The sequence below is a fragment of the Peribacillus sp. NPDC097224 genome, assembly GCF_044761985.1.
Classification (GTDB): domain Bacteria; phylum Bacillota; class Bacilli; order Bacillales; family DSM-1321; genus Peribacillus.
On sequence record NZ_JBIWDK010000003.1, the window covers coordinates 183,726 to 209,316 of the forward strand.

General features: G+C 41.9%; 28 protein-coding genes and 1 riboswitch. Of the genes, 14 read left to right on the forward strand and 14 right to left on the reverse strand.

The genetic code is table 11. The features are described 5' to 3' along the window. Positions 1-148: 148 nt before the first annotated feature. Positions 149-778, forward strand: a complete 630-nt coding sequence (gene uptA / locus ACIQXR_RS07570; RefSeq protein ID WP_402867632.1) for an undecaprenyl phosphate transporter UptA — start codon at positions 149-151, stop codon at positions 776-778. Between the two features lie 43 nt (positions 779-821). Here uptA and ACIQXR_RS07575 read toward each other — a convergent pair whose 3' ends face one another. The 3 genes from ACIQXR_RS07575 to ACIQXR_RS07585 all read right to left on the reverse strand — a co-directional run bounded on the left by ACIQXR_RS07575 (position 822) and on the right by ACIQXR_RS07585 (position 4,640). Next, a complete protein-coding gene (locus ACIQXR_RS07575) occupies positions 822-2,153 on the reverse strand; it encodes a hemolysin family protein (RefSeq protein WP_402867633.1) in 1,332 nt (443 codons plus the stop codon). A 266-nt stretch (positions 2,154-2,419) separates the two neighbouring features. Next, positions 2,420-3,529 (reverse strand): histidine kinase N-terminal domain-containing protein, encoded by a 1,110-nt coding sequence (locus tag ACIQXR_RS07580; protein WP_402867634.1) that lies wholly within the window; start codon positions 3,527-3,529, stop codon positions 2,420-2,422. A gap of 223 nt (positions 3,530-3,752) precedes the next feature. Further along, a complete protein-coding gene (locus ACIQXR_RS07585; RefSeq protein ID WP_402867635.1) occupies positions 3,753-4,640 on the reverse strand; it encodes a cation diffusion facilitator family transporter in 888 nt (295 codons plus the stop codon). Positions 4,641-4,890: 250 nt separating this feature from the next. Continuing rightward, positions 4,891-4,993: riboswitch (TPP riboswitch) on the forward strand. A 98-nt stretch (positions 4,994-5,091) separates the two neighbouring features. On the opposite strand from ACIQXR_RS07585, the gene thiT reads away from it, so the two are divergent. Next, the gene (gene thiT / locus ACIQXR_RS07590; RefSeq protein WP_402867636.1) at positions 5,092-5,673 is read left to right on the forward strand and encodes an energy-coupled thiamine transporter ThiT; all 582 of its coding nucleotides are present in this window, start codon (positions 5,092-5,094) and stop codon (positions 5,671-5,673) included. 52 nt (positions 5,674-5,725) lie between these two features. Here the strand turns inward: thiT and ACIQXR_RS07595 are convergent, their stop codons facing one another. Continuing rightward, positions 5,726-6,250, reverse strand: a complete 525-nt coding sequence (locus tag ACIQXR_RS07595; RefSeq protein ID WP_402867637.1) for a universal stress protein — start codon at positions 6,248-6,250, stop codon at positions 5,726-5,728. A gap of 290 nt (positions 6,251-6,540) precedes the next feature. Here ACIQXR_RS07595 and ACIQXR_RS07600 point away from each other — a divergent pair, with 290 nt between their 5' ends. Further along, positions 6,541-8,517 (forward strand): transglycosylase domain-containing protein, encoded by a 1,977-nt coding sequence (locus ACIQXR_RS07600; RefSeq protein WP_403079792.1) that lies wholly within the window; start codon positions 6,541-6,543, stop codon positions 8,515-8,517. A gap of 176 nt (positions 8,518-8,693) precedes the next feature. On the opposite strand, the gene ACIQXR_RS07605 is transcribed toward ACIQXR_RS07600, so the two are convergent. Continuing rightward, positions 8,694-8,999, reverse strand: coding sequence for a hypothetical protein (locus tag ACIQXR_RS07605; RefSeq protein ID WP_402867639.1), 306 nt, complete (start codon positions 8,997-8,999; stop codon positions 8,694-8,696). Between the two features lie 176 nt (positions 9,000-9,175). On the opposite strand from ACIQXR_RS07605, the gene iadA reads away from it, so the two are divergent. The 3 genes from iadA to ACIQXR_RS07620 all read left to right on the forward strand — a co-directional run bounded on the left by iadA (position 9,176) and on the right by ACIQXR_RS07620 (position 12,339). Then, positions 9,176-10,351, forward strand: a complete 1,176-nt coding sequence (iadA, locus tag ACIQXR_RS07610) for a beta-aspartyl-peptidase (protein ID WP_403079794.1) — start codon at positions 9,176-9,178, stop codon at positions 10,349-10,351. A 78-nt stretch (positions 10,352-10,429) separates the two neighbouring features. Continuing rightward, complete coding sequence (locus ACIQXR_RS07615; RefSeq protein WP_403079852.1) at positions 10,430-11,701, forward strand: MFS transporter; 1,272 nt, start codon at positions 10,430-10,432, stop codon at positions 11,699-11,701. A gap of 140 nt (positions 11,702-11,841) precedes the next feature. Beyond that, positions 11,842-12,339 carry a kinase gene (locus ACIQXR_RS07620; RefSeq protein WP_403079796.1) on the forward strand — a complete coding sequence of 166 codons (498 nt, stop codon included), beginning with the start codon at positions 11,842-11,844 and terminating at the stop codon, positions 12,337-12,339. Positions 12,340-12,488: 149 nt separating this feature from the next. Here the strand turns inward: ACIQXR_RS07620 and ACIQXR_RS07625 are convergent, their stop codons facing one another. Beyond that, entirely contained in the window at positions 12,489-12,887 is a 399-nt protein-coding gene (locus ACIQXR_RS07625) for a carboxymuconolactone decarboxylase family protein (RefSeq protein WP_403079797.1), read from the reverse strand. A 118-nt stretch (positions 12,888-13,005) separates the two neighbouring features. Here ACIQXR_RS07625 and ACIQXR_RS07630 point away from each other — a divergent pair, with 118 nt between their 5' ends. The 7 genes from ACIQXR_RS07630 (at position 13,006) to ACIQXR_RS07660 (ending at position 16,657) form a co-directional block, all read left to right on the forward strand. Beyond that, positions 13,006-13,434 (forward strand): Lrp/AsnC family transcriptional regulator, encoded by a 429-nt coding sequence (locus ACIQXR_RS07630; protein WP_402867643.1) that lies wholly within the window; start codon positions 13,006-13,008, stop codon positions 13,432-13,434. Between the two features lie 89 nt (positions 13,435-13,523). Further along, positions 13,524-14,090, forward strand: a complete 567-nt coding sequence (gene sigY / locus ACIQXR_RS07635; protein ID WP_402867644.1) for an RNA polymerase sigma factor SigY — start codon at positions 13,524-13,526, stop codon at positions 14,088-14,090. Then, a complete protein-coding gene (locus tag ACIQXR_RS07640) occupies positions 14,044-14,391 on the forward strand; it encodes a YxlC family protein (RefSeq protein ID WP_402955578.1) in 348 nt (115 codons plus the stop codon). The genes sigY and ACIQXR_RS07640 overlap by 47 nt, the downstream gene beginning before the upstream one ends. Continuing rightward, positions 14,384-14,602, forward strand: a complete 219-nt coding sequence (locus tag ACIQXR_RS07645; RefSeq protein WP_402955581.1) for a sigma-Y antisigma factor component — start codon at positions 14,384-14,386, stop codon at positions 14,600-14,602. Before ACIQXR_RS07640 ends, ACIQXR_RS07645 begins: the two co-directional genes overlap by 8 nt. Further along, positions 14,583-14,897, forward strand: a complete 315-nt coding sequence (locus ACIQXR_RS07650) for a YbjQ family protein (protein WP_402867647.1) — start codon at positions 14,583-14,585, stop codon at positions 14,895-14,897. The genes ACIQXR_RS07645 and ACIQXR_RS07650 overlap by 20 nt, the downstream gene beginning before the upstream one ends. A gap of 102 nt (positions 14,898-14,999) precedes the next feature. Next, positions 15,000-15,542: a glutathione peroxidase gene (locus tag ACIQXR_RS07655; protein ID WP_402955584.1), complete on the forward strand. Its 543-nt coding sequence runs from the start codon at positions 15,000-15,002 to the stop codon at positions 15,540-15,542. Positions 15,543-15,727: 185 nt separating this feature from the next. Beyond that, positions 15,728-16,657 carry a catalase family peroxidase gene (locus tag ACIQXR_RS07660; RefSeq protein WP_402867649.1) on the forward strand — a complete coding sequence of 310 codons (930 nt, stop codon included), beginning with the start codon at positions 15,728-15,730 and terminating at the stop codon, positions 16,655-16,657. A 79-nt stretch (positions 16,658-16,736) separates the two neighbouring features. On the opposite strand, the gene ACIQXR_RS07665 is transcribed toward ACIQXR_RS07660, so the two are convergent. The 4 genes from ACIQXR_RS07665 to ACIQXR_RS07680 all read right to left on the reverse strand — a co-directional run bounded on the left by ACIQXR_RS07665 (position 16,737) and on the right by ACIQXR_RS07680 (position 20,059). Beyond that, positions 16,737-18,407, reverse strand: a complete 1,671-nt coding sequence (locus tag ACIQXR_RS07665; protein WP_403079798.1) for an ABC1 kinase family protein — start codon at positions 18,405-18,407, stop codon at positions 16,737-16,739. 15 nt (positions 18,408-18,422) lie between these two features. Next, the gene (locus ACIQXR_RS07670) at positions 18,423-18,725 is read right to left on the reverse strand and encodes a phasin family protein (protein ID WP_402955593.1); all 303 of its coding nucleotides are present in this window, start codon (positions 18,723-18,725) and stop codon (positions 18,423-18,425) included. A gap of 242 nt (positions 18,726-18,967) precedes the next feature. Further along, positions 18,968-19,264: a hypothetical protein gene (locus ACIQXR_RS07675; protein WP_402867652.1), complete on the reverse strand. Its 297-nt coding sequence runs from the start codon at positions 19,262-19,264 to the stop codon at positions 18,968-18,970. Between the two features lie 3 nt (positions 19,265-19,267). Next, positions 19,268-20,059: a TIGR00266 family protein gene (locus tag ACIQXR_RS07680; RefSeq protein ID WP_402867653.1), complete on the reverse strand. Its 792-nt coding sequence runs from the start codon at positions 20,057-20,059 to the stop codon at positions 19,268-19,270. Positions 20,060-20,310: 251 nt separating this feature from the next. Here ACIQXR_RS07680 and ACIQXR_RS07685 point away from each other — a divergent pair, with 251 nt between their 5' ends. Further along, positions 20,311-20,775 (forward strand): CBS domain-containing protein, encoded by a 465-nt coding sequence (locus ACIQXR_RS07685; protein WP_402955599.1) that lies wholly within the window; start codon positions 20,311-20,313, stop codon positions 20,773-20,775. A gap of 178 nt (positions 20,776-20,953) precedes the next feature. On the opposite strand, the gene ACIQXR_RS07690 is transcribed toward ACIQXR_RS07685, so the two are convergent. From ACIQXR_RS07690 to ACIQXR_RS07705, 4 genes are all read right to left on the reverse strand, one after another. Continuing rightward, positions 20,954-23,071 carry a peptidoglycan D,D-transpeptidase FtsI family protein gene (locus tag ACIQXR_RS07690; protein WP_402867655.1) on the reverse strand — a complete coding sequence of 706 codons (2,118 nt, stop codon included), beginning with the start codon at positions 23,069-23,071 and terminating at the stop codon, positions 20,954-20,956. A 280-nt stretch (positions 23,072-23,351) separates the two neighbouring features. Then, complete coding sequence (locus tag ACIQXR_RS07695) at positions 23,352-23,717, reverse strand: hypothetical protein (RefSeq protein WP_402867656.1); 366 nt, start codon at positions 23,715-23,717, stop codon at positions 23,352-23,354. Positions 23,718-23,792: 75 nt separating this feature from the next. Beyond that, entirely contained in the window at positions 23,793-24,908 is a 1,116-nt protein-coding gene (locus ACIQXR_RS07700; RefSeq protein ID WP_403079800.1) for a DUF2515 family protein, read from the reverse strand. Between the two features lie 83 nt (positions 24,909-24,991). Continuing rightward, positions 24,992-25,162, reverse strand: a complete 171-nt coding sequence (locus ACIQXR_RS07705; RefSeq protein WP_402867658.1) for a hypothetical protein — start codon at positions 25,160-25,162, stop codon at positions 24,992-24,994. Between the last annotated feature and the right edge of the window lie 429 nt (positions 25,163-25,591).

The window sequence follows — 25,591 nt, forward strand, 5'->3', positions numbered from 1 at the left end:
AAGACAAGCTGGTCTTTTTTTTTGTTATCTAAAATCATATCACAATCTGACTGTTCCTTTTTTCAGGAAAATGAATAGAACGGATTTTTCCGCAATAGGATAGAAGGACAACCAAGTCAAAATTAGCGGAAAAGGGAGTCATTACATGATGTCAGAGCTGATTATGAAGATACTGAATTGGTTTGCGGAGATGGGATATATCGGTATTTTATTGGGGTTGATGGTGGAAATCATCCCCAGTGAGCTCGTACTTGGATACGGTGGCTATTTGATCGGAATGGGTAAGATGAACTTTTTGGGTGCCGTTATCGCAGGGGTGATGGGAGGTACGATTGCCCAATTATTCCTTTATTGGGCTGGTTATTATGGAGGACGGACATTCCTTTTAAAGTATGGAAAATATATACTCATTAAAGAAGCTCATATGATAATGGCCGAAGAATGGTTCCAACGGTATGGGGTGGGGGTGGTGTTCACAGCTCGCTTCATTCCTGTCGTACGACATGCCATTTCCATACCAGCTGGGATTGCCCGGATGTCCGCCTGGACATTCACTTTTTATACAGTGGCAGCCGTCATCCCTTGGACGATATTGTTCTTGTCATTGGGTCGGATTTTGGGGGAGAATTGGCAACAAATTAGAGAAATCACTGCACCTTATTTGATTCCTGTAGCAGGTTTTTCATTCGTCTTGATCATGTTGTATATCATTTGGAAGAAAAAGAGCCCGCCGCCAATCGTGACGGTCAAAAAGGTTGGGTCTGATAAAAGAATATAAAAAAATGGCCCCGGTAAGAATACTAGGGCCATTTTTCTTATTCTTAATCTTGTGGAAGGTTCTCCTCAAGTGTCAGCTGTTCTACTTTTTTTGTCACTTCAATAAAACGGATGGCGTGTTCATCCATCTCAATGACTTTGAAACAGAAACCATCTTTTTCCATGATGTCGCCAACTAGTACATCATAATTTTCCGTTAAGATCCAGCCACCGATTGTATCTACATCCTCTTCATCCAGGTGAATGCCAAGTAAGTCATTCACGTCTTTTACTAGAAGTTTGGAATCCAAGATATAGTGTCCATCCTTGATCTTACGAATGGAAGGAACTTCATCGATATCGAATTCATCACGAATTTCCCCGACGATTTCCTCAAGGATATCTTCAACGGTGACGAGACCGGAAGTACCACCATATTCATCCATCAAGATGGCCATGTGAATCCGCTCTTTTTGCATTTTTAGCAGTAATGTGTGAATGGGTATATTCTCCATGACCCGAATGATCGGGCGGGTATATTGTTCAATGGTTTTGGACTGGATATCCCGGTCCTTAATTAGGTCAGAAAAAACTTCTTTCAGATTGACCAAGCCAATCACATGATCCTTATCACCTTCGACAACGGGGTAACGCGTGTATTTTTCCGTTTTGGCAACATCGACGAAACCTTGTACGGTTTCATCTTTGGAAATGGTAAGGATTTCTGTTCTTGGAACCATGATTTCCTTGGCTACCCGGTCATCAAAATCAAATATATTGCTTACATATTTGAATTCAGATTGATTGATTTCCCCGCTTTTATAGCTGTCCGAAAGGATGAAACGCAATTCTTCCTCCGTGTGAGCAAGCTCGCTTTCCGAAGCGGATTTGAAGCCGAATAATCCAACGACAAACCGAGAGGAATGATTCAATAACCAGATGAACGGGAACGCGATCTTATGGAAAAGGATCAGAGGTTTGGCGATGGCCAAGGCCACCTCTTCCGCTTTTTGGATGGCAACCGTTTTAGGTGCGAGTTCACCTACGACGACATTCAAGAAGGTCATTAGGGAAAATGCAATGATAAAGGACAGAATACCTGCCACGTTGTTCGGAATATGTAATAGTTCGAATAAAGGTTCTATCAATTTATAGATTGTCGGTTGCCCAAGCCACCCAAGTCCAAGGGCGGTCACGGTAATGCCGAGCTGCGTTGCCGATAGGTACTCATCGAGATCTGATGTCACCTTTTTTGCAGCTAAGGCTTTCCTGTTTCCTTCTTCTATCAATTGGTCGATTCGCGAGCTTCGTACCCTAATGATTGAAAACTCGGAAGCAACAAAAAAGGCGGTTAAAGCGATTAAGATAATGACTAAGGCTAAACTAAATATGTCCAATAGTGAGGGATGTAATTGAACCGTTTACTTGCACCAAACGGGTGAATTATCCCAGTCACCTCCCAAAAACAAAAATGAATAAAATGTATAATGACTGTAAAAAAAGTAGATGGAATGATCTTGAAATGAATGTCTTCGAGCTTTTCTTTACGAATCTGTAGATTTATTCATCACGATTATACAAGTCACCTAATTATAGTATAAGGAACTATCAGGGAATCAGTCAAAAATTACACACTACTTCCCCGTGATTTGGTGACTTTTACTTATGATTTTGTTTTTACGCGTATGGAGAATGTAGTTAAGAAGTCCGTTGAATGACAAGTCAAGGTCCCTTGATGCTTGAGGATGATTTCCTTGCAAACGAATAGTCCCAACCCTGTGCCCCTTTTTTTCGTTGTGATGAAGGGTTCAAAGATGCTAGGAAGCACCTCGGAAGGTATCTTTGGACCGTTATTAGAAATATTCAAGGTTAGGAAACCTGATGCTACCGAACCGGAAATGTCTATGGATGGATTTGGCGTTTCCGTAACTACATCCAGGGCATTCAATATGATATTGAGTAACACTTGCCTGAATTCCTCCTTGGAGCCGGCCAACTGGGCTTCGCCCTCAATATTACAGGAGACGGAAGCATTTACTTCCAAGATGCTAGGGTATAGGAATTCAATAACTTCATCTACCAGGGGGGCGATTGGAAATATTTCAATTTGTGTAGTATCCGTTTCCCTCTTTGAAAGGTTAAGAAATTGTGTAATCCGATAATTAAGCTGATCCAATTCCTTTGAAATGATGTCCAGATACTTAATCTCTGGCTGTTCGGCTTGTAATAATTGAATGAAACCCATGATGGAAGTAAGGGGATTCCGGAACTCATGGACAAAACTTGATGTCATCTGGCCTAAAAGGGTCAAACGGTCTTTATGATTTGGATTGATCAGCTGATATTGCTCCGCAACCTGCTTCGTCTTTAAATCGGTATAACTGGATAAAGCGAAATAAATGAGTTTATCGAAGTACGCATTTATTTGGTGGATAACCGCAGATAGTTCTCCTTTGATGGCTTCGTAAGAGAGAAATTGATCAATGATGATCGATCTTCCGGTAGAGGTTATGGAAAAGAACATATCCATATTCAAATGCTGTTTAACCCGGCCGGCTGAAATCTTTTCCCCTAAATCCTTCAGCATATCATCTATGTTAGTATCTGTATTTTTCAGTTGTTTCATCAGTGAATTTAGAATTTTTTCTATTTCTTCTTCAAAATATTCTATATAGCCATCTGACAAATGCTTTAATCGCTCTTTCCATTCGGTAAGGATAGTAGTTTTATGAGAAGATAGGAAGTGAAGAGTCATTTCTCGATTCAATACCATTTTGCCCTCCATGTGTAGGAAAATGAATTTATCTTACTTAATTATGAATGAATTAGAATATAATTCCAAAATGTAATATATGGTTTTAATAATAACAGATTGAAAGCGTTCTTTAAATACTCATTCATGCGGTAAATGATCGGTAAAAGGGGAAAGGCTTTGTTTATATTAGGTAAACATTGTATTAATAGGGGGTTTACACATATAAAAAAGGCACCGTTCATTATTGACGGGTACCTTTTTTTTGAAATGTATAGGGTTCGATATGGACAATGACATGTTTGATGTCATGTTCCTTTAATAAGTTTTCTTCAACCTTCACTGTAATGTCATGACTTTGGATGACGGTCAAGAGCGGATTGACATGCACGGTTGTTTCAACCAGAATTTCATTCCCATGCATCCGAGCTTTAATTTCACTCATGTCTTTCACCCCATCCGTCAACAGGATGGTTTGACCTATTTGTTGGAGATGCTGTTCATCGAAACCGTCGGTCAAGGAAAGTGAAGCGTCGTGGAAAATATCCCAAGCCGTTTTACAGATCATCAGACCTACCACTAAAGCCGCAACCGCATCCAACCAGTCTATGCCGATTGTGGTACCGATAATACCTACGAAAGCACCGATACTGACAAGAGCATCAGAACGGTTGTCCTGTGCGACAGCATGGATGGAGGCGCTGTTTATTTTTTTGCTTAAAGCCAAGTTGTAACGATAAACCCCGTACATGAAGATGGCGGAGAATAAAGCGACATAAGCTGTGAACATATTCGGTACAACTGTCGCATCCTGCGAAAAGAATGATTCGATGGCGCTGTATATGACCTGTAATCCGACGGTGATCATAATGAAGGCGGCAACCAGAGACGCTACGGTTTCAGCTCTCAGATGACCGTATGAATGATTATTATCAGGTGGTCGCTTTGATATTTTTAAGCCTATTAATACAGCGACAGAGGCAATGATATCGGTCGTGTTGTTTAAACCATCTGCCCAAAGTCCTTTCGAGTCTCCAAAGTAACCAAACGTTAATTTGAGGGCCGACAAGAATATGTATGCGGCTATACTGATATAGGCGCCCTTTTCAGCAGAAATTGAATGTTTATCCATGTCTTTTCCCCCTCGTGCAAAATAACCTTTATAAAGATATCAAATTGAACCCTAGTGAGTCTATAGAAAAATTGTCGTCTTTATCCATCTAACTTGGCGTATGGCATGTGTATTGAGGCCATGTAAAGAAGTTGGCTGGATGAAAAAATATAACCAGTAATAGGGAAAAACGCTCGTGGATATAATCGTGTTATTTACTTGTCAATTAGAGAAACTAGTAGTATATTCTAACCGAGGAACAAAAATTAAATACTTCCACAAGGGGAGCCAAGATGGCTGAGAGTGAACGTTTGAGTTCAGACCCTATGAACCTGTTAGTTAGTACTAGCGTAGGGATGTGGTTTTGGATAGCAATACTGGGCATCCATTACCGCCCTGGTGTTGCTTTTTTGCATGCCGAAAAAGCTACACGGGACTCATGGGCACTTTTGCACGTGGAGAAGGGTGAGAGATGATGAAACATAAAACATTATTCATGACAGAGGTCGCGATTTTTTCTGCATTGGCATTACTGCTGGATATAGTCTCCGGTTTTGTTTTTGCAAGGATATGGCCACAGGGGGGATCGATTTCCATTGCCATGGTACCGATATTCTTAATGGCCTATCGTTGGGGAATCAAGGGCGGAATGGCCACCGGTTTACTATTGGGGCTTTTGCAGATTGCCACTGGTTTGGCATTTCTGGCAACGCCGCTTCAAGGATTTATCGAATATTTCCTTGCTTTTACCGCCGTGGGATTATCCGGGTTGTTCATGAATAAATTTGTGAATAACCGTAAAGGGGGAAAACGGTTAAGAGGGGATATATATGCGGTTTGTGGCATGTTTGTGGGGAGCTTCCTGAGGTTTCTTTGCCATTTTACAGCAGGTATCGTTTTCTTTGGGGAATATGCGCCAGACGGGCAACCAGTCGTCCTCTATTCCTTGATTTACAATGGGACATATATGCTGTTTAGTTTTATTTTATCAGCAATCGTGGTAATGGTGCTTTATTCGGCTGCTTCGAATGTCTTGTTGAAGAAAGCCATCTAAGGACAGACCTATAAAAAGGGCCGGCTCAATTATGAGCCGGCCCTTTTCTCCATTATTTTGCAATAAATACCGAGCAAGGTGCCTGCTTGGCTATGGAACTGCTGGTGCTTCCGAGGAAGAACTTTTCCAGGCCGCTTTTTGCACTGTTGCCGACGATGATTAAATCGGCATTCGCCCGCTTTGCATAGTCACATATACTATCGGTGGCATTTCCCTCTAAAATCTCGATATTTCCATTAACCTGGCATTCACTGAGCAATCTCATCATATTGCTTTCAGCCATCCTCACATTGTTTTCATGAACGGTGGGAGTATCGTTCATGTGCATTTGACTTTGTTGTTCTACTTCTGTTACGGGATGCGTTTGTGAAGGGTCGACATAAAATCCTGCTGCCGGTACGAACCCAGGAGCGGATGCACTCTCGATGATGCGGCTTTCACCTTTTGGATTCAGAACTTGAACAATGGTCAATTCAGCTTCCGGAAAGGCCTTTTTTAATGAAGCTCCATATTCCACTGCGCGGTTGCTCTCTTCATTTCCATCATAAGCGGCGACGATACGTTTTAATTGTTTCATCTAAAATCATCTCTCCCCATAATTTGTCATTATAGGTTATATACCCGTTTTTATTGGTTTCATGCCTTTTTCAGGTGTATATTGATTTATAAATGTGGGTAAAGGGTATGGAAAAAGAAAAGACTAGGCATGAAAGGGAGAAATATTGTAGGCACTTTGTATGGAAAAGGATAATGGGAAAAATGTTGTGGAATTTGTTTTCCCTTTTAGCCATTGCAAGAGTTTTCTTTCATAAAAAGGGCAAAATATTTTTAATGGAGCATGTCGCATCTGGGAAAATGGGGGTACAAATGAGAGCGTTATTGAAAATAGGTCTTATAATTATATCAATCATTGTCGTAGTGGGAGCCGGTTTGTTCATATATTTTAAACAAACTGTGGATATAAGCAATCTCCAGGATCAACTTCAGCAACCGACCAAGATTTATGACGAGGATGGGAACTTAGCCAGTACCGTCACGGCTAATAAATCGGAAGGCGTCGCGATAGAGGAGATCCCGGAACATCTCATTCAAGCGGTCGTATCCATTGAGGATCACCGTTTTTATGAACATCATGGCATAGATTATCAAGCGATCATGCGTGCGATGGTGAAAAATGTCAAGGCGAAAAGCGTTGTTGAAGGCGGGAGCACACTTACCCAACAACTTGTAAAAATCACCATGCTTGAATCAGATCGGACCTTGAAAAGAAAGATAGAAGAGTTTTTCATCGCTCAAGAATTGGAACGTACGTATACAAAGGATGAAATTTTGGAAATGTATGTGAATCAAGTTTATTTTGGACATGGAGCATGGGGACTCAAAAAGGCAGCGAACATATATTTTTCAAAAGATGTTTCTGAGTTAACCGTCGCCGAAGGGGCTTTGCTTGCTGGGGTCATTAACTTGCCTTCCAAGCTTGATCCGTACAAAAATCCAGAAGGGGCGGTTAAACGACGGGATTTGGTACTGTCTAGAATGACCGAACACGGATATTTGACCGAAGAGGAAGCGGCTTCTGCCAAAAAGGATGAAGTATCACTACAGTTAGGTGAAGATACAGATCCTTTAAAAGGGAAGTATCCTTATTATATAGACCATGTCCTATCTGAAGCCTCCACCATGTATGGATTGGAGCTCCAGCAATTACTCACTAGGGGCTATAAAATATATACCACATTAGATCAACCGATGCAGCAGGCTGCCGAATCAGTCTATAGTCAGGATGCCAATTTCCCTTCTGGGACAAGCAATGACATATTGGTGCAAAGTGGGACGGTCCTTCTTCATCCTAAAACAGGCGGCATTAAGGCACTTGTTGGGGGGAGGGGCGAGCATCAATTCATGGGATATAATCGGGCGACGCAACTGAAAAGATCTCCTGGTTCGTCGATTAAACCGCTCGCTGTTTATACACCGGCAATTGAAGAAGGATATGAAATGACCGACTCTTTAAAAGACGAGAAGATGGAGTTCGGGAATTATGAACCATCGAATTTGAGCGGCACTTATAAAGGGGAGGTCCCAATGTATGAAGCCGTGATGAATTCCTTGAATGTACCAACCGTTTGGCTCCTGAATGAAATTGGAATCGACAAGGGGCTGGATGCGCTCAAACGGTTTGGGATTCCTTATGACAAAAAAAATGACCGAAATCTATCGATAGCCTTAGGCGGGATGGATAAAGGGGTGTCCCCACTCCAAATGGCAGGAGCTTATGCGGCGTTTGCAAATGAAGGAAAGCGAAACGAAGCGCATGCCATTATAAAAATAGAAGACACGGATGGGAAAGAAATAGCAGCCTGGAAGGAAAAGAAGACAAAGGTGGCTTCGAAGGATGTCGTCGATAAGATGAATGCGATGCTTCTTGGGACAGTTAACTATGGAACGGCTAAAAATGCCGCGGTCTCTGGCTATGAAATCGCAGGAAAGACAGGATCCACACAGGTCCCGATCGAAGGCATATCAGGTGTGAAGGATCAATGGTTCGTGGGATACACCCCTTCTTTAGTAGGAGCTGTATGGGCTGGCTACGATAAAACGGATAAAGAACATTATTTAACCACTAACAGCAGCCAGGGAAGTACACTCATCTTTCAAAAGATCATGGCTCAGGCCTTACAGAACGAAACGGCTGAATCATTTCATGCAGAAGACATCGGACCATTGATAGCAGAACAGCAGGAAAAGGAAGAAGAAGAGGAAAGGAAGCAATATTGGATTGATAAGGGGAATGAAATCAAGGAGGGGCTTGGTAAGTGGAAAACATGGGATTTTCCTTGGTGATGATTGGGGATATATCCATATTCCCAGTAATGAAAAAAAGCTGTCATTATTGACAGCTTTTTTTCCCTCATTAAAAGATGAAATTTACAACTAAACCGATTACGACGATAGCCCCGATAATCATTAAAATGGTTCTCATATCTACACCTCATTTATATGTAATTTTTTTTCGTATATTAAATCCCAACGGTTTGGTTGGAGTGAAATCCTATTTTTTCATCATTTTCTTTACAAATGGCCTGAACCTTTTCCAGCATTGCATGTACATTTTGTCCTTCTAGGATCACTTTCATATCCACACACTCTTGTAGAATGAGAACGAATGATACAAATGTTGAAAGTTTTGTGGCATCGACCATTTTATGATTGCAGATAAAGTAGATGTTTCCTTTGAATTCTTTTGTCACTTGGTATAAGTTCATGATTTGACGCATGGATAATCGTGTATTTGTTTTAATATCAGCAGAAATTACTTTGTTCATGGTTGTTTACTCCTTTAATTTTTATATAATTAAATGTTTGTGCCGTAATACTTATAAGATAGAAAAACTAAGTTAAGTTCTTTTGAATTCATGTAATTGGGTTATGGTGTATATTTACCCGCGTATATCGTTTTGAAACCTATTAGAATATTTAAACTTGGAGGGAGTTTGGCCCTATGCTGACACTGATAAAGAATGGTGAGGTTTATACGCCGGAATACATAGGTAAGAAAGACGTTTTGTTGGTCGGAAAACAAATTGGCTTCATCGAGGATAAAATCGACGTCCCTGCCAATTTCGTTGCATTGCAAGTGATTGACGCGAACGGTCGAATCATTGTACCAGGTTTTATCGATGCACATGTTCATATCATCGGTGGCGGCGGTGAAGGGGGATTCAAAACAAGAACGCCCGAAATTCAGTTGACCGACGCGACGCTAGCCGGTATCACGACATTAGTCGGGGTCATTGGCACGGATGGAACGACAAGGACGATGCCGGACTTGCTCGCTAAAGCGAGGGCCCTAGAAGAAGAAGGGATTAGTTGCTTCGTTCAAACAGGTTCGTACCAAGTCCCGGTGAAGACCCTAATGGACAAGATTGAAGATGATTTAATCTTAGTGGATAAAATCATTGGAGTTGGTGAAATTGCCATTGCCGATCACCGTTCTTCACAGCCAACCGTGGCAGAGCTTGCAAAACTTGCGTCGCAGGCCAGGAATGGAGGACTTTTGTCCGGGAAAGCCGGTATCGTTAATATACATGTCGGGGATAGCCTGGATCATGTACAGGTAATCGAGGAAGTCGTCAGGACGACGGAAATACCGATTACACAGTTCTACCCTACACATATGAACCGGAACCCGCATTTGTTTGAGGCCGGGATACAATTTGCCAAAAAAGGCGGGTACATCGATTTCACGACAAGTACCATTCAAAAATTCCTGGATGAAGGGGAAGTAAAAGCAAGCACGGCAATAAGGAGAGCCCTCGACGAAGGTGTTGATATCCGCAACATCACGCTTACATCAGATGGACAGGCTAGCCTTCCGGCATTTGATGGCAACGGAAATATATCCGGACTGAGTATGGGGACCTGCATGTCGCTGTATGAATCGGTTGTCGATGCGATTATCGATGATGGAGTTTCGATAGAGGATTCCATCCGTGTGGTCACGGAAAATCCCGCGAATATTTTGAAGCTAACTAATAAAGGACGGGTGGAAACGGAAAGGGACGCAGATATACTGATTTTGAAAAAAGAGACCTTTGAAATAGATACCGTCATCGCAATGGGTCAGATTATGGTCAGTGAGGGCAAAGCGATGGTGAAGGGCACATTTGAAAAATAATTCATTGATTTCTCTTTCTTGAATTGGAATTTTTGGGTAAAATTAACCAGAAAGTCGGATGAAGGGGGATAGAAAGAGATCATAAAACTTTTTAACAATCGAAATTATACGAAATTATTTTTAGCGAACGTAACATCACAAATGGGCGGGACCATCGGCATGACTGCATTTATGTTTTATTTACTGGACCGCTTCACCAATCAGCCGATTTATGCGACGGTTACGGAATTAATGTATTCTTTGCCTACCCTTGCTGTTTTCTTACTGGTGGGGGTTTTTGCTGATAGATTGGACAGGCAAAAGATTGCTTTGTATTGTGATTGGATTTGCGCAGGGTTGTCTGTTTTATTCTTACTTTCGTTAGAGCTAGATGCTCTCATGGTATCGTTTGCCGTCATTTTTCTGAGAAGTGCCGTCAGGAATTTCTTTGTGCCAGCGGAGTCAGCGTTGATTCAAGGCATTTTGCCTAAAGAGGATTATACGATGGCGGCTGGTTTAAATCAGATGGTATCGAGTCTGTTCATGCTTTTCGGAAACGGAATCGGCATTTTTATCTATTGGTCAGTCGGCATCGAGGGAGCCATTATCTTCGATGTGATCGGATTTATAATCAGTGGTTTCTTGATCCGTTCCTGTCGGATTTCAAAAGAAGTCAGACAGCCGAATGGAGTTTACAATTTGAAGGAACTGAGTGTAACAGGCGTTTGGGCAGATTTTAAAATTGGCTGGCAATATATATGGCAGTATAAGCTATTGTTCACGTTAATCAGCGGTTTTCTAGTATTTGGGATTGTGAATGGTGGATTTTCCGTGATGCAGGTTTTTATCTTGAAGTACAAACTTGAACCTGTTGATTATGAAAAGTATGCCGTCATCTTTGGTGTCATTTTCGGGACTGGAGTATTGCTGGGAAGCATCTTAGCTTCGGTACTGGCCAAAAAAATGAAGCTTCATCATATGATGGTCGTAGGCTTGCTGATATCGGGAGTGGGCACGGTGGCCAGTGGCCTTGTCGAAACAACCCTGCAATATATGATTGGGTTAGCTATCGTGGCTCTATCGCTTCCCATACTTAATGTGTCCCTTGGCGGGTGGCTGCCAAGCCTCGTTGCTCCCAAAATGATGGGGAGGGTCCAAGGATGGATCAACCCCTTGGTGATGTTATCGCAATCAATCACGTTATTCTTGATAGCCGTTGGATTCCCCACCTACATAGCAGTAGAAACGTTATATTGGGTAGTGGGAGGGTGTCTGATCTTCGTAGGCTTTCTATATATGGCCATCATACCGAAGTTCATCCATGAAAAGGCGCCAGAAGCTACTGTGATGATGAAGGATCAAGCGAAGTAATTAAGCAAGTAAGGAATGGAACAAGGAACTTCTTGTTCCATTTACCTTTTCTAAACGGTACAGGTTCAACTTCAATCCGAGAAAATGTCTTGCTAACTATCGGGGTTTATATAAAGAGCGCAAGGTTATGGGGGGAGACCATGAAATCGAAGCTAATCATCATACGAGGGAACTCTGGCAGTGGAAAAACAACGATAGCAAAGAGCCTTCAAAATCAGTTAGGAATAGGTACCCTATTGGTTTCTCAGGATACTGTTCGCCGGGACATGTTGAATGTTCGTGATAGAGAAGGCAACCTTTCAATTGATTTGATCCGTCAAATTACGGAATACGGAAAAGGAAAATGTGAATATGTCATTTTGGAAGGAATCTTACATAAAGATCTTTATGGTGATATGCTACATCACTTAATACGGTTCTATAACGAAAAGGTTTTAATTTGTTATTTTGATTTATCCTTTGAAGAAACCGTCAAACGTCACAACTCTCGTTCAAAAAAGATGGAGTTTGGAGAAGAGTCTTTACTTGCTTGGTGGAAGCCGAATGATTATCTAGGTATCAAAAATGAAATGATATGGACTAACGAAACGTCACAGGATGATGTATTGAATCAGGTTTTTGATCATTTAGAAGATTAATTGATGTATAACGAGAATGAGTATAAAAGCAGAGTGAATTCACTCTGCTTTTATATATGTATAGCGAAGCGGTGTTTAGCTTCTTACACTATATTCATAACATGTACCAATCCACTGCAAGTCCAAGAAATTGTAACTGAATGCAGACGTTATTTTAATCCCATCAAGGCCCCGAAGTATTGTTGTGCAGTGGAAAAACAAATGAAGGCTATTAATTCTGATATTTCTTCGTCGCTGAATACTTCCTTTAATACTACCAAAAAGCGTTCTTCTGTTTTCTCGCGTTGCACTAAAAATATTTCTGCAAAGGCGATTGCGTAGCTTTCTTTTATATCGGCCGGTTCCATTGGAATGCCTTTGGCCTGACAGTACGCACAGCCATTTCCGTAGGCTAGAACTCTTCTGACATTTTCCTTCACTTGCTTTGTAAGCACCCCATCAGCCGAAATGGTTTCTGAGAGGTCATTCCAATTCTGAGCAATTCCTTCGTTATGAAACAATTGCTGAAATGGACTTGTTCCAAATTGTGAACTTTTAATTCTTGGCATCGATATCTCCCCTTTGAGATAATCATAATCTAGAAGAAATGAAAAATTAATCGCATATGAAAAGTGATAGGAACAAAAAAATACTAGATGAATGGAAAATAAGGAGAATAGTATTCATATGAAATTAGACGATAAAGACCGCAGCATTTTAGCCGTACTGAAGAATGATAGCAGGGTTTCCATGAGAGAATTGGCAAAGAAAGTGGAGATGTCAGCACCCGCCGTTACAGAACGTGTCCGGCAAATGGAGTCTTTTGGTATCATCAAGGGTTATGGAGCCGAGATTGATTATAAAAAAATGGGCTTTCCGATAGAATGCATGATTGAAGCGACGGTGAAAAATGGGGAATATGACCGATTCAGAAAGTTTATCTTGGATCAAGAAAATGTGGAATTTTGCTATCGAATCGCGGGAAAGGCTTGTTTCATGCTCAAAATTCGCTGTGAAAGCCTTCAAAGAGTGGAAGAATTCATTAATCTCGCCATTCCTTTTGCATCGACGGTGACGCATGTAATTCTTTCTGAAGTAGAGAGACTTTCTGAATGAAAAATTTTTTTTACAAGTCAGTGAACGAATTCATTTCCTTAACCGTCATATAAGTAACAAGCTAAGGATCAGGGAGCAGGTGATGATAGATGGAAGAACGGGAGCTGATTAAAGCGGCGAAAAAGGGGGATGATCAGGCGTTAGCCTCACTATTTCAAAACACGTATCCTTTTCTGCTAAAATACTTGCTTAAATTGACTTATGATTTACAAACTTCAGAAGATGTAGCTCAGGAAACCTTTTCTAAGGCCATCGAGAATCTTTCAAGGTACAAAGGGACTTCCAAGTTTTCCACATGGCTGATTTCCATTGCGACTCGGGTTTACTTGGATCAGAAGCGGAAGGAGAAGCGGGAAGAGTCCTGGTTAAGGCAAGAGCAATCGGTCAGAAAGCTCAAATGGGAGACGCAGGCCAACAATCAAGCATGGGATGATGTAATGGAAGCATTGGGGAATGTAGAGGATGATCTGCGAATTCCAATCATCTTGAAGCATTATTACGGATTTTCTTACGAAGAGATTGCGAAAATCATCAAGATACCAGAAGGTACCGTGAAGTCACGTGTCCATATTGGATTAAAGAAGATTAGAAAGGAGTTGGTCAGTAACGATGAAAAAGAACCATCCGGTTTATCAAAACCACTCAGACAAGAGTGATCAAGAGACGGTTAGTCAAATCAAGAAAAGCTTGGAGGAATTTGACGATACGATTTCCATCGATGTCCCACAAGTATCTTTTTTTGAGCAAACCATTAAACGAAAGCGTCAAAAAGCCAGAAGGGAATGGCGGAAAGAAGTGCTTATGTTTCTAGTGACGGCTGCTCTCATTCTCTGCTTCTTGTTTCTATCTTTATTTCATCAACCTGAAGTATTTCTCACATTACAAGTGTTGAGCGTGATTTTCATCGGCATATATACGTTTTATGTAAAAAGGAAGGTGGAAAGCAGTCATGGATAGAATGCAGATGTATGTATTGATTATGTGTGGGCTTATCTTGTTGGCCCAAAGCATATATTTATTCACCGATGCAAAGAAGAATGGTTTCAATCATTGGTTATGGGGCATTCTTGGTTTGATTCAAGCACCGGTTCCGCTAATTTTTTATTTAATCGTAAAAAAAATAAGAAAACGGGAAGAGGATGAGCTCAATGATTATCGTGACTACTAATGAAGTGCCGGGTAAAGAAATAAAGGAACTGAAGGGACTCGTTAAAGGGAACTCGGTCCAATCAAAGCATATCGGGAAAGATATTATGGCGGGTTTGCGGACCATTGTCGGTGGGGAAATTTCTGAGTATACGGAAATGATGAAGGAAGCTAGGCAAAAGGCCATTGGCAGAATGGTGGATGAGGCGAAGGAAAAAGGAGCGAATGCCATCGTTGCGATGCGCCTTGAAACATCCGCTATCATGCAGAACGCTTGTGAAATCATTGCCTATGGAACTGCCGTATATGTTGAATGAAGGTTTTTATAAGCAATTAGTCATAGGTATTTAAGCTTATTTCTTTTGTTCCTTCTATTCCTATCGTATAATTCTAGATAGAAATATAAGGGGGAATGAAGAGTGGGGATTTATGAATTTTCTGCAGAGCGAATCAATGGACAGGAAGTTTCTTTAGAGAAGTATAAAGGTGAGGTCCTTATCGTCGTCAATACGGCAAGTAAATGTGGGTTTACCCCGCAATACGAGGATTTACAAAAGCTTTATGACCGATATAAAGATAAAGGATTGAACATTCTTGGTTTTCCTTGTAACCAGTTTGGAGAACAGGAACCAGGCCAAAACCAAGAAGTGGAAACATTTTGTCAGTTGAATTACGGCGTGAATTTCCCACTATTCAGTAAAGTGGATGTCAGGGGAAGTCAGGCACATCCATTATTTCACTATTTAACAATGAATGCGCCATTTACCGGTCTTGTCGACAAGCCAGGCGGAAGAATGCTGCATGCAAAATTGCAAGCGGAGCATCCAGAGTTTTTGATAGATGATTCAATTAAGTGGAACTTCACGAAGTTCCTTATCGACCGCGAAGGAAATGTCGTGAAGCGTTTTGAATCGGTAGAAGCCCCATTTGATATGGAACAGGATATTGAAGCCCTTTTATAAAACCCTAATGGAAAAACGGCAGCGCTTGGATTCTTTCAGGCGTTTTTGTCGTTTTCACGTTAAAAATATCTGCATATGGAAATAAAGAGAAGGACGATGTGTTATCCTGCGTTTTATATGGAATAGACAATCGAGATTGAGGGTACTGGTAAAAGATAACTTTAGCGGAAAGAAGGGTGATCAACGTGGAAAATGAAAAGGCAAAACCCGAATTAGCTAATCAGGCGGTGGATGCCATTGAAAAAGTCGTGGGTACGTTTCCGGGTAATCGTCGAGCTCATGCGAGGGGGAATTACTATGAGGGCGTGTTTACCCCAAATGGTCAAGCCGCATTGTTAACTGACGCACCACATCTTCAGAATCAGGCAGTTAAGGCCACCATCCGATTCTCCAATAGTTCCCCGAACCCCAATCATACGGATGCCCATTCTCCCGTAAAAGGGATGGCTGTCAAGTTCCATTTGCCTGATGGGGAGGAAACAGATCTTATTGCCGTGACGATTCCTTTGTTCTTCGCGAAAAAACCAGAAGCGTTTGTTGAGATTCTTGAGTTTGTCAAATCGGCCAAAGATGGTTTCCCGAATTTGAAAGAACTCGCAACGATTGCGATGAAATACCCTGAAAGCAAAGCGGGTCTACAGATGATTAAAGAAATGCGTTCCCCTGCCAGTTATACAATGGCACGATACTTTTCCATACACGCCTATTATTTCGTGAATGAAAATGGGAAGCGCCAGGCCATCAAATATCAGTGGGAGCCGGATGCCGGGTTAAGTATGCTGGAAAAGGATGAATTGGCCAAGCTTCCACCAGATTTCTTGACTGGAGACATGGAGGAAAGGCTGAAACGAGGACCAGCCAGCTTTAATTTAAACATACAAATCGGTAAGGAAAATGCCCCGACTGATGATCCTACCGTCGTGTGGCCGGAAGATAGTCAAATCATTACGGTTGGGAAGTTATCCATCACAGGTAAATTGGACTCGCAGAATGAGGCAATCCGGTTCGATCCAACGAATGTGACGGATGGGATTGAGTGTTCGGAAGATCCCATCTTGAATTTCCGTCATAGCGCCTATGCCGTTTCTTATGACCGACGCACACATAACCAGTGATTGGGCAGGCGAATTTGTGAATGTCCATGAAAAAAAGAGAAAATGCCAAGAAGGGATTTTCTCTTTTTTCATGATGAAACTACATTCTCCCCGATCTAAAGATGGTATAGATCATCAATAAGAACATGAGGGTTGCGACGACAAACCCGATTTCGATGGCCGGTATATTCCAAAGGATGTTTGCTTGGCCGGCAATGGCAGAGCCGACGATTAGACCGACCATGATGATGCTAAAGGCCAACAGGATTATACTGAAGGACAGCCGATTCGAGATTTGATCAAGTTTATGTAAGAAAACCTGGAGTTCGGGGATGTTGATGTCCAACCGTAACTTTCCTTTTTTGATGATATCTGAAACGTCCCTTATATCCTTAGGAAGCTCGGAAATTGCTTCTGCGGATTCAATAAATTGATTCCATGTTTTCTTTGCCAGGTTCTTAGGATGGAAACGCTCTTTCAATAGCCTTTCACCAAAAGGTTCTGCGGCTTTCATGATACTGAAGTTCGGGTCCAATTCTTCGACGATGGCTTCCATGGTGAGCACAGCCTTACCAAGCATCGTGAATTCGGGTGGAATCATGACCTTGTGTTCATTGGCCACGGAAAACAGATCATTGACTGCACCACCCAAGCTTATCTGGCTCAAGGGGATGTCATAATATTTATTCCGCAATTCATCAATATCATATCGTAACGAAGACATATCCGTTTCGTCCGTGAGAAGTCCCATATTGGAAAGGGTATTGATCAATCCAGTGGTGCTTCCTCGCTTTAGATTTATGACAAGGGAAGCAAACTGATACTTCATCTCTTCCTCAAGACGGCCGACCATACCGAAATCCATCAGAGACACTACATTCCCAGGTAAGATGACGATATTCCCTGGATGAGGGTCACCGTGATAAAAACCATCAATCAAAATCTGCTGAAGAATGGAATTGGCTAATCTATCCGCGATTATCCTGCGATCATATCCTTCTTCATCAAGCTGTTTGTAATGATTGATCTTGATGCCTTTGATGAAGTCCATCGTCAGGACCTTTTTGGTTGAATAATCCCAGTGGATCTTCGGTATCTTGATACCTTGATTGTCGATGAATTGCTTGGCTATCCTTTCTCCGTTCCGCCCTTCTGAATTATAATCGAGTTCAGCTCGCAGGGACTTAGCGAACTCATCAATCATTTTTCTGATTTGATATCGCCTTGCCCAAGGTATCCGGGCTTCCATAAGCCTGGTCAAATCATCGAGGATCTCCAAATCCGTTTCCACGTTTGGCAAAATGTCGGGTCGTTGGACCTTGATGGCGACCACTTCCTGTGAGTGAAGCCGAGCAACGTGGACCTGACCGATTGAAGCGGTCGCAAGAGGGGTTTCTTGAAATTCAAGAAAAAGGCTTTCCAAGGAATCCCCCAATTCAGCTTCAATAATCTGGCGTGCTTTTTCAAAAGGGAAAGGTGTGACCTGATCCTGGAGCTTCTCTAGCTCGCGGACAATTTCTTCCGGTACAATGTCACGTCTGGTACTGGCAATCTGACCAAGCTTGATGAAAGTCGGGCCTAAACTTTGTAATATCTTATGTAGCCGTTCCCCGATCGACCGCAGGTTCAGGTTTTCTTCGGGTGCGACTTTCGATGTGGATTTTCCATCAGATAATCCCAATCGATAGATGAAATAACCCATGCCGTTTTTTAAAAAGGCATTCGTGATTTCCTGATACCGATGTGCATGTTTCAATCGCTTGCCAAACATTCATTTTCCTCCAGATCAAGGTTGTATGGATTGGTTTTTTTGTTCTAAAGCAGCTATCCGGCGCTCTAATGCCTGAACTTCTTCTCTTGTGGCCAAATTGAGGCCATTCAAAGCCTGGTTGACTTTCACTTTGACTGAATCATCGATTTGCTTTTGGGCCTGTTCTCCTTTTTCTACCCACTGTTTAATAAGGTCCTTTGATTCTTCTTTACTGATATCGCCTTTTTTTACCAGGGTATCCACCGTTTTCTCAATCTGCTCTTTCGTTGCTGCAGCAGCACCTATGCCTAAGGAAAATATGTTTTTTATTAAGTCCATGTTTACATTCCTCCAATATAAAGTTTTTTACACCTTAAACTCCAAGAGTAAACCATGCTTTTCTTCTATCATACATGAATCATGAACACTACTAAAATATTATGGGTCAGAGTATTCGAAATGATGGGAAGAATGTGGCTACAAGGTGAAAGGTGAACATGCACTAAAGATTTGTTAGAAACCGACTTGATACGGAGAACCATGCAATATGAAAGCCACTGACAAGATAAGTAGAATGAATGTCATTTTTTACGGTAGAGGTATTGCCATTCGGTTCCGAGCTCCCGGTTAAGCAGTCGTTCCATTTGTTCGAGTTCGTTTCTGCCAACAGGCTCATCGGCAGGTGTCCACTGAATGGTGTAAACAAAATAGTACTCTCTTATTTTTCTGAAGATGACGGGGGAGTTGGGGTATTGGTCAAAAATCGCTTTGATATTGTATCGTCTCATGTAGGACCATTTAACAAGCTGCATGTCGATTCCACCCTTTTCTGCTAGATGATATCTGTGGCCGAAAAGCCTGCCGGCCACAGACTGCATCAATTATTTATCGTTGAATAAGCCGAACAAGCCTTTTGCTATGCTTCCTTCATCGGATGACCCACCGTTTTGTGGCATCGCAGCAAACACACGGCTGGCCAGGCGGCTGAACGGAAGGGATTGAATCCAGACGGTTCCAGGACCCTTCAATGTCGCAAAGAAAAGACCTTCTCCGCCGAATAGCGCAGTTTTTACACCTTTGACGAATTCGATGTTATAATCCACCCCGCTGGTCATGGCGACTAGACAGCCGGTATCCACACGGAGTACCTCACCTGGGGCCAATTCCTTTTGGTGGATCGTACCCCCTGCATGGACAAAAGTCATTCCGTCCCCTTCGAGTTTTTGCATGATGAACCCTTCACCACCGAAAAAGCCTGTCCCAATTTTCCTCTGAAATTCGATTCCAACCGATACACCTTTCGCTGCCGCTAAAAAAGCATCTTTTTGACAAATGATTTTTCCGCCGAGCTCACTCAAGTCCATAGGGATGATCTTACCTGGATAAGGGGAGGCGAAAGAAACATGCCTTTTTTCATGACTTTCATTGGTAAAGGTGGTCATGAATAAGCTCTCGCCCGTAAGCAGCCTTTTACCGGCACCAAAAAGTTTTCCCATCATCCCTCCATCACTGCTAGATGACCCATCGCCAAAGATCGTTTCCATTTTGATTTGATCTTCCATCATCATTAAACTGCCTGCTTCGGCAATCACCGTTTCTTTGGGATCCAATTCGACCTCGACAAACTGCATGTCATCCCCGTGTAATTTGTAATCTATTTCATGATTATTCATTGTTTATCCTCCATTCTGATCTTATTTTCATTGTAAAAGAAATTCATCCAATCTTCCAATATTATTCAATGATTTGTTTTACGGAAAAAGAGGGGGCTGATTGTCCAATAAGAGGGTGGGGCAGATGAAAGTAGAAAAATTGACAAAGAATGCACAAGTACCAATGTTTTTTAATGGTATGATTAAATGGAAAGTAAGTGAAAATATAGATATTGGATATGGAACATCAACTTAATAAAAGGGGTGGTTGGATGTTAGTCAAGGATTATATGATCAAAGAGGTATATGTGGCTCGCCCGAATTTTACATTAAAGGAAATCATGGGGCTCTTTATAGAAAATAAGGTTGGTGGGGTTCCTGTGGTCGATGATCAGGATAAGCTTCTAGGGATGGTATCGGATGGAGATATTTTACGTTACCTGGCACCCGCGGAAGAATCCGTCAAGGGATATTACACGTACATCACGATTTTGCCTGGCGAAAACCTGGACGAAAAGGTCGCCTCTAAAATGAATGATAAAGTCTCGCAAATTATTAAGAATAAGAAAATCACGAAGTTATCCCCGGAAGATCCATTGTCTGATTTGATAAAGGTCATATCTAAACACCACTTCAAGAAAATCCCGGTGGTGGATGAACATAATAAGGTTGTCGGGATAATTAGCAGGGGAGATGCGCTACGGGCCCTTTATAAAGAGTTCGTCCAAAAGCTATAGTATTAAGTATGAAAATGAAATGGGGCTGTCCCAAAAGGGATAATTACACCGAAATTGAATAAATGGTAAAAGGCAGAAACGTTGATTTAACAACATTTCTGCCTCTTTATTTTTGTCAAATTCCCTGGAATAAAGACTTATTAGACAGCCCCATTTTTGTCGATTCACCCGATTTGGATCACTCGGGATTTGAATCAACCGCCTTGTCTTTCTCTGTTTCTCCTTTTAATCTTTTTTCCTTTAATTTGAAATAAGCATCCATCGCCCTTTCACCAATCCGCTTGTTGATATCATCTGCGGCGGAACCTTGGTAAACCCATGGTGCTACGACGGAAAACGCCACTTCTGGTTTATTGTGTGGGGCGTAGCCTACAAGCGTTAGATTGATAGTTGGTTCGGGTTCGCTATATTCATTTCTTCGAGGCCCGTCATAAAAGGCCTGGGCCGTCCCTGTTTTCGCAGCCGGGCGGTATGACTTGCCGGCAAAAGCACTATATGCCGTTCCACCAGGTTCCTGTGCAACCTGTCTAAAGCCTTCTTGGACACGTTGAATCCAAATTTCTTCCCCGCCCAGATCGTTTAAAACTTTCGGACTCACCGATTGAAATACAGATCCCAATTCCCCATGCTTATCGGAAGGGTTCCTGATTTCCTTAACAACATGAGGCTCAAGTCTTTGTCCACCATTAGCAATCGTCGATACGTACTGTGCCAATTGCATCGGTGTATAGGTATCATACTGTCCAATGGATAAATCGAGTAGCAATCCATCTGTCGAAGTATCGACCCCTTTAAATCCCGCCGATTCATTGGGAAGGTCGATGCCCGTACGAACGCCTAAACCAAATTGGGCATAATGGTTTCTTAGTGTGGTAAAGGACCCACTCTTAAGACCTAACTTTTGATGTGGACTATAATGACCCCCGCCAATCTTGATTGCCGTTAGGAACATATAAACGTTCGATGATTTTTTTAATGCAGTTACATCTGATAGATACCCCAAGTTGCTATATGACTTTTTGGGTTTAGCCCCAGCCAGATAAAGTGGCTGGTCATACAAGGTTGTCCCGGGAGAGATGACCCCAGTTTGAAAACCTGTGTAAACCGTCGCCCCTTTTACAGAGGAACCCATCGTATAAGATGTGGTAATTGTTCCAAGGGCAAAATCGTTAATCTCGGTCGCACCGGTTTTAGCGTTGTGCCCGTATTGTTTCCCGGACATTGCCAGGACTTCGCCAGTATTAGGATCCATTAAAACGACGAAGGCACGATCTAACAAATATGTATTACCCTTTGCTTTCGTTCTTCTTAACTCCGTTTCAATGATTTCGTCTACTATTTGCTGCAGCTCCATATCGATGGTCAGGACCAGGTCCTTTCCACTTTCTCCGTCAGTCACGGGAATCGTGTCAACCACTTCGCCTTTACTTAAGATGTTTTCCACTTTCGCCTTTTTCCCACGGAGGACATCTTCATATTGTTTCTCAATATAACTTTTTCCGACTCGATCATTCCGGGTATAGTCACGGGCTAGATAATAGTCTAGATTTTCGCTAGGAAGCCCTTCTTCGGAAGAGGAGACTTTTCCGAGTACCGACCGCAACGTTTCATCATATTTATAGGTCCTATCCCAATCCGTCGTAACATCGACACCAGGAAGGTCGGATAAATGCTCACTGACCCTGGCGAATTCTTTTTTGGTCACGCCTTTATTCTTAACGATGGATGGGGTAAGTGCGTATCCACTATTAAACTCTCGAAAAATTGCGAGAACTTCCAATTCATCCTTGGTGAATTCTTTGATGTTTTCTTCGGTTATTCGCTCTAATTGAAGTTCATATAACTTTTTTTCTTTCCACTTATTTTCTTCGACTTTCTTCCGTTCCGCTTTTGTAATCAAAGCCTCCGCTTTTTTAGGATTTTTTAAGATCCAGAAATCCTTCCTATCCCGCTCCGTAATTTTTTTCGTATCCTTTTTTATCAAGGTAGCGAGGATTTCGGCCGTTTCTAGCATTTCTGCTGTCTTTGTATTTGGATATTTCGTATAGGTGATCGCATTAAGAGGATCATTATCGACGACTGGGTTCAAGTACCGGTCGTACATTTTACCACGGGGAACGGGGCTGTTGACCACATCATTTTCGGTTCGATCCACCTCGCGTAAATAATTATCTCCATAAACAATTTGAACGATACCCAGCCTTATAACCAGGGCGGAAAATAATATGAATATGAAAAAGAACATAAAGTTCAGTCGGAAAGGAATTGGATTCTTTTTTTTCTTTTCTTTCTTCATTTAGGTCATTCCCTTCTTAATCAAAAGTAAAAAATTCCTAAATCTAATGATATATAAAAACAGCCTATATATCTATGATTATTCCATAAAATTATTTAATTAGAAAAAATAGGTCGGAAGAATAAGAGAATAACCAGGAGAATTCGGGAGGACGAGAAGAAAGAAGCAGAGGATGAGGGGGAGTATGTACCCTTTTAGATGGGGGCTGGAACGCCGCCAAATTAACTGCGAATTTCCCTTCTTAAGGAATTATAAGGAATATACGGAATGCGAGCAATGCCTAATTGGCTTCTTTTCCCTTTGGTGTTAGTGAATAACTCATACGGTCGGATACGCTGATTACTTCATTGAAATATCCGCAAAGTTCAAGCCACTTTTCAGGATAAATCGTGATAAAACGTTCCATTGTTTCGATTGAATGCAGGACAAGGCAATCAATTTGCTTTACTTGTTTATTCTGCAGGTTAAAGAGAAGTACATGAGGGATGGTGTAATACGGATAGAGCTGATATGGGTTCAGTATGACCGGAGAAATATTCTTTTCTTCTATATACTTGTCCGTCATGATTTTTTGGATTGCAAAACTCTCACTCGGATGTAAGTCTCCTATGGCGTGATTCGGATTCATCAGTACAATGCCTCTCATTTGGTTTCTCCCCTTCTTTTTGGTACTCATTGTTTCCAAATGATGGGGGTTGTATTCGTAATGAGAGGCATGGATTCAAATGAAAGATTTCAGTTCATTGATGGTCTTTAAGTGTTGGACATTTTCTAACACCTTGCTTGTCAGGTCCACCTTTTGAACAAACGGCAAGTCTTGTAAATCATAAATGAAGGCTTCTTTCGTAAACCAATCAGTCCGGGGCAAAGGGAAAACCGGACGATCACTCCAGGCGGTGGGGAGGGTTGGGCTGTATACCTTCGATTCCACGCTGGAAATGGATGTAGAGGTATACACATCATCCCAATAGTCTGCCCGGGAAGCGGTGTGAGGATGATTGGTTGCGAATTGCTCGACACCTTGTAGGATCATGGGGTGTTGAAAGAGAAGCTGGTATAGGGTCTTGCCGGTCTTGATTCGTTGAAGGGGATCAGCAAATCGCGAAACGGTCAGGCCGGTTAATGAATAGCGCTTTTTCTGGTATGCATAAGGAAAGAGCACCGTCGTAAAGCCTAAAAGTTCCTGTAGCCGGAAATCGAGCCTCCGGAGGATTTCACCATGACGGGAGCGTTTCAATACGCGTTCTTCCAGCATCCTTTGTTCATTGATAATGAGGGCGTTTGTTAAAAGTGGAGAATGGGGCTCATGGATAAAGGACTCCCATATGGGGGCCATGAAGTTGGAGATATGGAAGATCCGCAAATATTTCCTTAAGGGAATATTTTTTTGCTTGGCCTTTTCATATAAAAGGAGCTGTGGAAAGGCATCGGCAAAAATGGCCGAATTTGCCCGTTCTAGGAAAAGGAAGAATTTTTGCCGATCCTCGCTGTTGAGAAGATGGGTCATGGAAGAACTGGCCAAGTCCGTCATATGATAGCCACCGTTCCTAGAAACCATATGAGCTAAAAAAGACCAATGCACCTCGGGGTTTCGCTTGTAATAGGAAAGGTAAGCTTGAGTCCTGGTCACGTTATTCCGGTTCTGGGTCGCAGTCTCAGCCCGGATGTTTTTTATAAGGGAGGATTCTTCAGGAAAGAAAATGATGGATTCTTCCGTAGGCTGCTTAAGCTCGAGTTCCAATCTGGATTTCAATGCATCGAAATTCCCGGCATCCAAGACGGGATGAATCTTTTGTGGAGCTCCACCTAACAGCTTCTGCACATATTGCGAGAACATACAATCACCACGAATGTTTTTCGGTTAGTATATGCAGAGCAGTCAAGAAAGGGGCGTTGCTCCTGTAGAGCCATCGTACTAGATCAACGGTTCTTTTTCTTCTTATTCAAATACATGATGATATAGTAGACGACCCAGAAAAGCCCAACTGGAATGAAAGCTAACGGACTGTATTTTTCGGGAACGACAAATGCAATGAAAATGGATAGTAATAAAAATGGAACAGCCAGTAGTATATAGCTTCTCCAATTCATAGAATGAACCTCCTTTAGGGTTACGTTATCCCTATAGGATAAATGATTATTCAACAATAATCTAGAAAAGTCACAATTGACAAAAATATACACCCGTAGTAATCTTTAAAAACAAGTTAATTATTTCCAATGTATCTTTAAAAGGAGGAGGACGTCATGACGAAATTCGATAAGCAAAAAGAAGCAATGATCGTATATTTTCATACGTCAGCCTGGCCCGAAACATTGTCTATATAAGTAATAGACTTATATGTTTCTTTAGATAGCATGTGCGCAGGTTGTGGATATTCGCGGCCTGCTTTTTGATGCGTTTTCTTACGCATATTGAAAGCTTCTGCTAAATGATGCGGGAGCTTTTCCTGTTTAGAGAGCATTGTGGGCAGGCCAGTATCCTTTCCGTATACACGTGTAAGAGGAGGAAGGTCAAGG